The organism is Pseudomonas sp. 05N434 (genome assembly GCF_056396965.1).
Genome location: NZ_JBFTMK010000646.1, coordinates 1 through 2,548 on the forward strand (window position 1 = coordinate 1; position 2,548 = coordinate 2,548).

The window sequence follows — 2,548 nt, forward strand, 5'->3', positions numbered from 1 at the left end:
CCGCAGAACAGCTCAGCAGTCTTCTCGGTGTCGTAGCGAGCCGAATGAGCCTCACGACCGTCGAAGTCGATGTCCGCTGCCTGACAGGCCTTGGCCAGTACGGTTTGACCGTAGGCAAGACCGGCGAGGGTCGCGGTGTCGAAGCTGGAGAACGGGTGAAACGGGTTGCGTTTCATGTCCAGGCGCGCGACTGCCGCGTTGAGGAAACCCAGGTCGAAGCTGCTGTTGTGACCGACCAGAATCGCCCGTTTGCAACCGTTGGCTTTCAGGGCCTTGCGAATGCCACGGAAGATATCGGTCAGCGCCGCTTCTTCACTCACTGCCATGCGCAACGGGTGATCGAGTTTGATCCCGGTGAATTCCAGGGCTGCTGCTTCGATGTTGGCGCCTTCGAATGGCTCAACCCGGAAGAAGTAGGTGTGATCGGGGTACACGAACCCTTTTTCATCCATGGCGATAGTGGTTGCAGCAATTTCCAGCAGGGCGTCGGTGGCCGAGTTGAAGCCACCGGTTTCTACGTCGACGACAACCGGCAGGTAACCACGGAATCTGGCAGCCATTGGATGACGAGGACCACCTCCACCGCCTTGACCGTCCTGTTCGTCGTCGAAATGGTCTTCACTCACGCGTGTTCCTCCAGCAGGCGCCAGCGCAGTTTTTCACCGGCGCGCAGCGGGATAACGGTCAGCTCGCCAAATGGCAGGCTGGTTGGGGCGGTCCACTCTTCGCGGACCAGGGTGATGCGATCGGTGTTCGCCGGCAGACCGTAGAAACGCGGGCCATTGAGGCTGGCGAAGGCTTCGAGCTTGTCCAGCGCATTACGCTGTTCGAAGGCTTCGGCATACATCTCGATCGCGGCATAAGCGGTGTAGCAACCGGCACAGCCGCAAGCCGCTTCTTTGGCGTGCTGGGCATGGGGGGCCGAGTCGGTGCCGAGGAAGAACTTGTCGCTGCCGCTGGTGGCGGCGTCGAGCAGGGCTTCCTGGTGGGTATTGCGCTTGAGGATCGGCAGGCAATAGAAGTGCGGCCGAATCCCACCCACCAGCATGTGGTTGCGGTTGTACAGCAGGTGATGCGCGGTGATGGTGGCGCCAACGTTGGCCGAAGCCGCGTTGACGAACTGCACGGCATCGGCGGTGGTGATGTGTTCGAACACCACTTTGAGCGTTGGGAAACGCTCGACCACGCGACGCATGTGCTCATCGATGAAGATTTTTTCCCGATCGAAAACGTCGATATCGCCACGGGTGACTTCACCGTGAACCAGCAAGGGCATCCCGACTTCGGCCATGGCCTCCAGTGCAGGGAAAATCTTGTCGATGCTGGTGACGCCAGAGTCCGAATTGGTGGTCGCGCCGGCCGGGTACAGCTTGGCGGCGTGAATGAAACCGCTGGCCTTGGCCTCACGAATTTCTTCGGGCTGGGTGCGGTCGGTCAGGTACAGAACCATCAGCGGTTCGAAACGGCTGCCGGCCGGACGTGCGGCGAGAATCCGCTGGCGATAGCCATCGGCTTCAGCAGCGTTGCGCACCGGAGGTACCAGGTTGGGCATGATGATGGCGCGACCAAAGGTGCGCGCGACATCCGCGACGGTATTGGTCAACACGGCACCATCGCGAAGATGAATGTGCCAGTCGTCGGGACGCAGCAGGGTCAGGCGGTCGGACATGAGGGAATTCCAGGCGGGTCAAACTCAGGGGAATGCTACCGGAAAAGACTCTTCCAGGCACTCGCTATCAAGTTTTACGACAAGCTTCCGATACCCAACAGGCAGGCCGTGAATATGTGTGTCGGTCTTTTTGTCGTAGAAGCCAGTGGAGCCTCCCGTGCGCCAGCGTTATTTAGCCTTGCTCAGTGTGTTTGCCAGCCTTCCCGCGATGGCGCTCACTTTCCAGACTCGCCTGGAGAGCATCGAGTGGACGGTCGAAGGCGACAAGTTCGAATGCCGCCTGACTCAACCGATCACCGATTTCGGTTCGGGTGAGTTTGTGCGGCGCGCCGGAGAGCAGGCGACATTTCGACTGAAGGCCTACAACTCAATGATCGGTGGGGGTTCCGCCACCTTGCTGGCGGCGGCTGCGCCATGGCAGCCGGGGCGTGGCGACATTAACCTGGGCTCGGTGAGAATCGGTAGTGGCAACGTGCTGTTCAACAGTTCGCAAGTGCAGGCCGGGCGCCTGATCAGCGGGCTGATGGAGGGGCGCAGCCCGGTCGTACGACACTCATCGGGCGACGGTCGGGTGTCTGAAGTGCGTCTGCTGCCGGTCAAGTTCAGCAAGGCCTATGGTGACTATCAGGGTTGCGTCGCCAAGCTGTTGCCACAGAATTTCGAGCAAGTGAAGCAATCCGAGGTCGGCTTTCCGGGGGAGGGTATCGATCTCGATGCCAGGGCCAAGGCCCAGTTGCAGGTCATGCTGGAGTTCATGAAGGCCGATCCGACGGTCAACCACATTGAACTCGATGGCCATTCCGACAATAGCGGTAACCGGCTGACCAACCGTGAACTGTCACGACGCCGGGCGCTGGCGGTGATGGATTTCTTCAAGGC

General features: G+C 60.3%; 3 protein-coding genes. 1 reads left to right on the forward strand and 2 read right to left on the reverse strand.

The window, feature by feature from the left end:
- Both rnt and pyrC read right to left on the reverse strand, forming a co-directional pair.
- On the reverse strand, positions 1-626 hold a 626-nt coding region (gene rnt, locus AC1DLB_RS27375), incomplete at its 3' end, for a ribonuclease T (protein WP_477786039.1).
- Complete coding sequence (gene pyrC, locus AC1DLB_RS27380) at positions 623-1,669, reverse strand: dihydroorotase (RefSeq protein WP_018926606.1); 1,047 nt, start codon at positions 1,667-1,669, stop codon at positions 623-625. The genes pyrC and rnt, both read right to left, overlap by 4 nt.
- A 157-nt stretch (positions 1,670-1,826) precedes the next feature.
- On the opposite strand from pyrC, the gene AC1DLB_RS27385 reads away from it, so the two are divergent.
- The coding region (locus AC1DLB_RS27385; RefSeq protein WP_477786040.1) for an OmpA family protein at positions 1,827-2,548 on the forward strand (722 nt) is incomplete at its 3' end.